Source organism: Photorhabdus kayaii (genome assembly GCF_025384895.1).
GTDB lineage: Bacteria > Pseudomonadota > Gammaproteobacteria > Enterobacterales > Enterobacteriaceae > Photorhabdus > Photorhabdus kayaii.
Genome location: NZ_JAJAFZ010000113.1, coordinates 1 through 7587, shown reverse-complemented (window position 1 = coordinate 7587; position 7587 = coordinate 1). Strand labels below are relative to the sequence as shown.

The window sequence follows — 7587 nt, the reverse complement described above, 5'->3', positions numbered from 1 at the left end:
GGTGAGAACCCGTACAGTTACGTGCCTAATCCGACGAACTGGATTGACCCGCTGGGGCTAAGTGGTTTCTTTACACCATCTATTTTTAACGCGCCTTCGGGAAGTACCCATACTGTTTACCAGCAAGCTATTGATTGGGATCTGCCTGTTAATACAAGAAATGGAATAAAAACAAATCTTGATTTAGCATTAGATGGTAAAAGTCCTTTTGTTGTTAAGGACGGTAAATATTCACAGATAAATTTACATCACTCCAAACAAAACGGATTAGGATCATTATTTGAGCTTTCGGCCGATACTCATCGGCAATATTATGGAACTAAAGCGCTTCATCCACATTTGCCAAATGCGCATCCAATTAACCCTGTTAATCGAGATCAATTTAATATAGATCGTGATGCATATTGGCGAAACAGAGCTGAAGCTGAATTGAAGATTAGAAAGCCTAGAAAATGTGGGATATAAACATGCTATCTGACAAAGTAAGAGAGTATCTTAAGAATCAAGGATGGTGGTACGAAGAGGTTACCACCGAATATCATAATACTTTGATTAACCTAAATATTAATCTGGATTCTGATTTTTCCCAGTTCTATTTACACGCCGAAGATGGACCAACATTTTACAGTAGAAATCGTGAAATTTATCAAATTTGTTGGTTCATAATTAACTCTAACTATATGTTAGATATAAAAAGAATGCATAAGTCTCTGAATCTACCTGAGGAATATATTCCTTTAGATAGTTTCGAGGGAGAATATGGTTTTTTTTATAATAGGAAAACGGGTGAAATATTAGAATTGAGTTTAGGACAAGCAATGAAAGATTTTTCTGATGGGAAATTAAAACCACAATGGAAAGATTTTAATTCTTTTATTGAATGGTTCTTTGAATTAACTGACTAATCACAACTATAAAAACAGGCCGGAAAGATCCTTGTGATCTTCCGGCCTTCTTATGATCTATCGTGGCGCATACCCACAGTAAGTCAGTGCCGACTGGAGCTTAGCGATCGCATCCTTAATTTGATACGCTTCCTCGTCATTCACCGCACAGGCGCGTATCTCCGCCCAGTTAAGCCGCTTAACCAGTTGGGCCAAGGCCAGCGCTTCAATGTGAGTTAACTGAATGTCCTGCAAATGTTCAATCGCTATCGTCATCTCATGCTCTCCCCTTAACCCGCAAAACCGGTTATCAGCGCCTGCATCTGCTGCTTAATCTCCCGCAGTTGGGCCTGTTGCCGCTGGTACTGCTGATGCTGTTGTTGCGTGGCTTCACTCTCTGGAATCAGCACCAGACAACCGTCCATCACCTTCACCGTAATCTGGCCGCCAGTATTAAATCCCGCCTGTCTGAGCCACTGGCCTTTAAGATGTATTGCCGGTGTGGCGTTGTTGACCTTATTCCCGTTCGGTACATAGCCCACCGTGTAATAACGTTCTGTTTTCACGGCTTTATTTACCGCCGCTTCTGCTTTAGAATGCGCCTTAGCCATAGTAACTACCTCTTTTAGTTGCTTGTGGTGAGCGGCGTTGGTGTGGTCTCAACACATCAGCGCCGCGCTATTTTTATCCCTCCGGTTCATCAACGGGCAGCAATGCAGACTCCATACGTTGCTTGGCAATCATGGCATCAATGATCTTGATAACTGTTTCCTGATCTTCCTGTGCCAGTTGCTCCAGAACCTGAAAACGCCTAAATAATCGAGAGTTAGCCAACGGTGAATCTTCAACAGGATTGCCTGTCAGCAGATAATCCACCGTGACCCCTAACACATCAGCCAGCTTAACCATCATCTCAGCGGGAGGTATGTTAAGTCCGCTCTCGTACTTGTTCAGTTGTTGAAAACGGATCTCAACTTTCCCAGCCAGTTCTTTCTGAGGCCATCCCTTCTGCTTACGTAGCGCCTTGAGACGTACCCCAAACTCTTTGCGGAGTTCAGCATTTTGCATAATCAAAAACTCTGTTTGCATAGTGACTCCGTTAGTGTAAGGGCTTGTCTGAATTAGGGGTTGCAAGTAACTCCTAAAAGGATTATAAATAAATCCAATTAAGAGTCAATTTAAATCTTGACAGGATTTAGGAGTCAACAACATGGCACGGATACCCGACGCAGAATTACAGCACCTGAAAGCCGCCGTCTCCTTAGTCGCCGTGGTGGAGCAACAGGGGCGACAGCTCTTTAAACGCGGCAAAGATTACGTGCTGCTGTGCCCGTTCCATCAGGAGAAAACCCCGTCAATGGTTATCTCACCGGCAAAAAATCTTTATCACTGTTTTGGCTGTGATGCCGGCGGCTCCGTGCTGGACTGGGTAATGAAAACCAAAGGCTTAAGTCTGCGCCGGGCCGTGGAACAGTTGCGCGGGATACTGGGAGATAACCCCTCGGTGGCCCCGCTGGTGCAACCGGATGAACCGGCCATGCTGGCCGATGATGACGCCGGACGGCAAGCGCTGCTCAGTCGGGTCGTCGGGTTCTACCATTATACGCTGCTGAATGCCCCCGAAGCCCTGGCTTATCTGGAAAAACGGCGGCTCAACCACCCGGAATTAGTCGCCCGGTTTAAACTGGGCTTTGCCAACCGCACGTTAGCCTATCGCCTGCCCATCAAGGCGGTGCAGGCCGGCGCACAGATCCGCGCCCGTCTTCGGGCCGTGGGGCTGATGCGCGACAGCGGGCACGAGCACTTTACCGGTTCGCTGGTCATACCGGTTATCGACCCGAACGGCCAGATCCGCGAGATATACGGGCGCAAAATCACCGACCGTTTACGTAAAGGAACGCCGCTGCATCTGTACCTGCCCGGCGCACATGGCGGGATATGGAATGAGTCGGCGCTGATCAGTTCAGGGACAGTCATCCTCTGTGAATCCCTGATCGACGCCCTGTCGTTCTGGGTGGCCGGTCACCGCCATGTCACTGCCGCCTATGGGGTGAACGGCTTCACCGATGAGATGCGGCAGGCGTTTCGGCGGCATGGCGTTAAGCAGATCTTGATCGCCTACGACAATGATCCGGCAGGCAATGAAGCGGCGGTGAAACTGGCCGCCGAACTGACTATCGCCGGCATCACCGTGTTCCGGGTGGTGTTCCCCGAGGGCATGGATGCCAACGGCTATCTGTGTCAGGTCGCTGAGCCGGAACGGGCCTTCGCGTTGTTGCTGGACAGTGCCGTGCCGATGCAGGAGGCGGCAGAGATACAGGCCACCACCGCCACAGAGCGGGCCGCACTGGCTGAACATCAGCCGGTTCCGGTGCCGGAAACGGTCAGCACCTTAGCCGCCAGGATAGCCGCGTTGCCGTCGATGCCCAATGTGGTCTGGGAAACCGGCGCTAACGGCGAGATATCCCTCACGCTGGGCACACAACAGTGGGGTATCCGGGGCCTGTCACAGGTGAAAGCCGGGGCGGCAGTGATGAAAGTGAATGTTCAGGTGGTTGATACCGACAGCGGCGTGATGTTCGCCGACAGCGTGGACATGATGAGCGCCCGCAGCCGGGGCGGTTATGCGCGACTGGCCGCCACCGAACTGGGGCTGGCCGAAGGTGACCTGAGGCGTTCACTGGGGCAGGTGTTGCTGGTACTGGAACAGTGTCAACAGGCCGGTGTCAGTGAGCAAACTGAAACCCAGCCGGTTCCCGAACTGAGCGAGGACCAGCGGGCCGCCGCGCTGGCGCTGCTGCAAGACCCGCAACTGAGCGAGCGCATCACCGCTGATTTAGCCGCCTGTGGCGTGGTGGGCGAATCCACTAACCTGCTGGCCGGTTACTTAGCCGCCGTCAGCCGCAAGCTGGACCGTCCGCTGGCCGTGCTGATACAGAGCAGCAGCGCTGCCGGGAAAAGCTCACTGATGGATGCGGTCCTCAATCTGATACCGGAAGAAGAACGCCTGCAATACAGCGCCATGACCGGCCAGAGTCTGTTCTATCTGGGGGAAACCAATCTCCAGCATAAAATCTTAGCCATTGCCGAAGAGGAAGGCGTCAGGCAGGCCGCCTATGCGCTCAAACTGTTGCAAAGCGACGGCGAACTGACCATTGCCAGCACCGGTAAAGATGACGCCAGCGGGAATCTGGTGACCAAACAGTACAGGGTGAAAGGGCCGGTGATGCTGATGCTCACCACCACCGCGATAGATGTCGATGAAGAGCTGTTAAACCGCTGTCTGGTGCTGACGGTAAACGAATCGCGGGAGCAGACCGAAGCTATCCACGCCTTGCAGCGCCATAAGCAAACCCTCGAAGGCTTACTGGCGGAGAATGAAAAGGCGTATATCACCGAACTGCATCAAAACGCCCAGCGGCTGTTACGCCCGCTCAATGTGGTTAACCCTTATGCCTCACAGTTAACGTTCATGAGCGATAAAACCCGCACCCGGCGCGACCACATGAAATATCTTACCCTGATACAAAGTATCGCCCTGCTGCATCAGCACCAGCGCGAGGTGAAGACCGCGGAACACCGGGGCAAACGGCTTGAATATATCGAGGTGACCAAAGACGATATTAGCTTAGCAAACCGGCTGGCCCACGAGATATTAGGCCGCACGCTGGATGAAATGTCGCCCCAGACCCGAAAACTGTTACTGCTGATACAAGCGATGGTGAAAGAGACGGCGACAGCGCAGCAACGCCCGGTGAACGCGGTCCGCTTTACCCGCCGCGATATCCGCCATTACACCCAGTGGAGCGATAACCAGTTAAAAGTCCACTGTCAGCGACTGGCCGACATGGAATATCTGTTAGTCCACGGCGGCAGTCGCGGCCATCTGTTGCAGTATGAACTGCTGTGGAACGGTGACAGCGCAGAAGAAGCCCACCTGTGCGGCCTGATTGACCTGACAGCGCCGGAAAAACCGGTAAACCCCTGAATATGACTCACGCAAGTTGGACTGACTGAACCGCAAGTTGCCCCTAAGTTGGGGTCAAGTTGGGTCCAAGTTGGAGGTCGGAAAACCGACTTCAGGCCGCAGCAATACTGGGCGGAATGGCTCGCAAGTTGGGGAAGGTTGAAAAACACTGTTCCGGCAATAATAAGAAAAAGTCGTCGTATCGTACTGCCAGTTCATCATCGAACCCGAAAACCCGGAATACGACCGACGCAAGTTGGACTGATTGAACCGCAAGTTGCCCTTAAGTTGGGGTCAAGTTGGGCCCAAGTTGGAGGCCGGGAAATGGACGCCAGACCGCAGCAATACCGGGCTGAGCGGTCCGCAAGTTGGGGCAGACAGAAAAGGACTGTTCCGGCCACTTAAGAATCAAGCCATCGTACCGTAGTGATGTATCACACACTGATAACACTAACCGCTGTTCTCTACAGGAAATCCCATCATGTCATCACCCGTTAAACATCAATCCAACCCCCGCCCGCTGACCCTGCGCCAGCATCTGGACGCGTATCTGGATAACCTGCTGTTGCAGGGGGCGAGTCAAAAGAGCCAGTCCGCCCGTCATGAACGGCTGTCACCGTTCGTCAACTGGTGTGAGGAACAGGGCGTAATATCCGCGGCTCAGGTCACCGAACCGTTACTGGAAAACTGGCAGCAGCATCTGGCCCGGTACCGCAAAGCCAACGGTCAGCTCTATACGCCGGACAGTCAGCGCCGACGCCTGCGCGCCTTACGCCTGTGGTTCGACTGGTTGCAGCAACAGCACGCTATCCCGACCAGCCCGGCAGCAACACTGGCCTCGCCAGACAGAAAAAAACGTCCCTCGGTGACGGAGACCCACGGTCAACCCGACGCCATACCGGCCCGCTTCGCCACTTTACGCCAGCATCTGGCGGCCTGGCTGGAAGCCGTACAGGGACAGGGGTTAAGTGAACGGACACAGGAAGCCTATGAAGAGCGGCTGTTGCCGTTCGTCACCTGGTGCGAAGCACGCGGAGTGATGACGGCACCGCAGGTCAGCCTGCCGTTGCTGGAAAGCTATCAGCGCTGGCTGAGAAGTTCCCGTAAAGCCGACGGTCAGCCCTACAGCCCGGGCAGTCAGCGGGACCGCCTGAGTGTCTTGCGTCAGTGGTTCCGCTGGCTGCTGCAACGTCACCATATCCTGTATAACCCGACGGATAACATGGTGTTGCCAAGAGAAGAAAAACGGCTGCCGGCACAAGTGATGAATGAAGACGAAACCCACACGGTATTAGCCGCCGCCAATATCGACACACTCACGGGCCTGAGAAACCGGGCTATCCTTGAAGTACTGTGGAGTACCGGTATCCGGCGGATGGAAGTGGCGAACCTGCTGTTAAGCGAGGTGGACTTCGGGCGCGGCGTGGTGCTGGTCAGACAGGGTAAAGGCGGTAAAGACCGGGTGGTGCCCATCGGCGAACAGGCGCTGCACTGGTTAAGTCGCTGGCTCAGTGTCCGGCCCGAGTTAACGCGGCGGGGTGACAGCGGTCACCTGTTTATCACCAAGAAAGGCGGGGGACTGGCCAGAGGCACGTTAACCCAGATAGCCGCTGACAGCATCCGCAAACAGGCGCAACTGGCTAAACCCGGAGCCTGTCATCTGTTCCGTCACTCAATGGCAACCCAGATGCTGGAGAACGGCGCGGACACCCGGCATATCCAGGCGATACTGGGGCATGAGAAGCTGGAAACCACGCAAATCTATACGCGGGTCGCTATCGGTCACTTAAAAGAAGTCCATGAGCAAACCCACCCGGCAGAGCGGAAGTCAAAACAGGCAACGCCGCCAGACGATAAGCCGGGCGATAGCGACAAGCCGGACAGCCCGAAGCCGGTCTGAACGCGCTGTGTTGCCGGACAGTCTTTAAGGTTAGCCGGTTCCCTGTGAGCGCGTGGGGTGCAGTGAAAGGCAGACTGCGCGCGTCCCTGCGCACAGACTGCCTGCCTAACTTCGGCGTACCGGCGGTAAATGGTGCCCGCCCGGCGTTAAACCGCCGCGTCCTCTGTCAGCACCGCTGCCGGTCAGCCCCCAATGAACATAATGTGGCATTACGCGAAAGCGGGCCTGAACAGCCCGCCAACGCGCAACGGCACATTATGTCGGCACCGCCCACCAATGGGCGCTGCGCGGTTACCTTGGCCCCGGTGCGCGGCTGGCCGCCGGGTTGAGCTTCTCAGAGCAGTGTGGCGCACCGGGTTCGCCCGCTCAGCCGCTGCTGTCAGCCCCAGAGCCAAAACCGGCCGCCGCAGTCGCCGCCGTCCGTGGCGGCTCCGGTGTCAAAATCCGCCTTAAGCCGTTGTCGGTCAGTCCGTCAAGGTCAACCGCCCTGAAGGCAGGCCAGCAAGCTGGCCGCAGTTTATTGCCCCCGCCCCAACCCCGCTGCACTGGCTGCGCGCGGCTCGCACTGCGCTGCGCTTCGTTGCTCGTCCCCGTGCTCGCCATCTTCGCCCCGTGCAGCCCCCAGGGGCTTCCCTGCTGAACAGCGTCACCTGCGGGCCTCGCCGGCCCGCACCCGGCCAACCCGCGTCAGCGGCGCTGACGTCGGGGGAAAAATGCGCTAACATCGGGAAAGTGCCCGTCGGGGCCAGTTGGCATGTTCTTTAACAGGGCGGGAAAAAGCGGTGGAGAAAAAGGCTGCTAAATCAGGGGGAAAGGTCCGCTAAACTGTATGATGG

The 7587-nt window shown here is 55.0% G+C and carries 8 protein-coding genes; 5 read left to right on the top strand and 3 right to left on the bottom strand.

Annotated features, from left to right (window positions below):
* Nucleotides 1-465, top strand: a 465-nt coding sequence (locus LGZ98_RS22645) for an HNH/ENDO VII family nuclease (RefSeq protein WP_315902003.1), incomplete at its 5' end; no start/stop codon positions are given.
* 2 nt (nt 466-467) lie between these two features.
* Nucleotides 468-905 carry a hypothetical protein gene (locus tag LGZ98_RS22640; RefSeq protein ID WP_262978633.1) on the top strand — a complete coding sequence of 146 codons (438 nt, stop codon included), beginning with the start codon at nt 468-470 and terminating at the stop codon, nt 903-905.
* A 57-nt stretch (nt 906-962) separates the two neighbouring features.
* Here LGZ98_RS22640 and LGZ98_RS22635 read toward each other — a convergent pair whose 3' ends face one another.
* The 3 genes from LGZ98_RS22635 to LGZ98_RS22625 form a co-directional block, all read right to left on the bottom strand.
* Nucleotides 963-1160 carry a DUF7706 family protein gene (locus LGZ98_RS22635; protein ID WP_262978632.1) on the bottom strand — a complete coding sequence of 66 codons (198 nt, stop codon included), beginning with the start codon at nt 1158-1160 and terminating at the stop codon, nt 963-965.
* Between the two features lie 14 nt (nt 1161-1174).
* A complete protein-coding gene (locus tag LGZ98_RS22630; protein ID WP_214069403.1) occupies nt 1175-1495 on the bottom strand; it encodes a SymE family type I addiction module toxin in 321 nt (106 codons plus the stop codon).
* 73 nt (nt 1496-1568) lie between these two features.
* Complete coding sequence (locus LGZ98_RS22625; RefSeq protein WP_046973910.1) at nt 1569-1973, bottom strand: helix-turn-helix domain-containing protein; 405 nt, start codon at nt 1971-1973, stop codon at nt 1569-1571.
* A gap of 121 nt (nt 1974-2094) precedes the next feature.
* Between LGZ98_RS22625 and LGZ98_RS22620 the strand changes: the two genes are divergently transcribed.
* The 3 genes from LGZ98_RS22620 (at nt 2095) to xerC (ending at nt 6751) form a co-directional block, all read left to right on the top strand.
* The gene (locus LGZ98_RS22620) at nt 2095-4872 is read left to right on the top strand and encodes a CHC2 zinc finger domain-containing protein (protein WP_262978631.1); all 2778 of its coding nucleotides are present in this window, start codon (nt 2095-2097) and stop codon (nt 4870-4872) included.
* Between the two features lie 138 nt (nt 4873-5010).
* Nucleotides 5011-5256: a hypothetical protein gene (locus LGZ98_RS22615; protein ID WP_262978630.1), complete on the top strand. Its 246-nt coding sequence runs from the start codon at nt 5011-5013 to the stop codon at nt 5254-5256.
* 490 nt (nt 5257-5746) lie between these two features.
* On the top strand, nt 5747-6751 hold the full coding sequence (gene xerC / locus LGZ98_RS22610; RefSeq protein ID WP_262978634.1) for a site-specific tyrosine recombinase XerC: 1005 nt from the start codon (nt 5747-5749) through the stop codon (nt 6749-6751).
* Nucleotides 6752-7587: the final 836 nt, after the last annotated feature.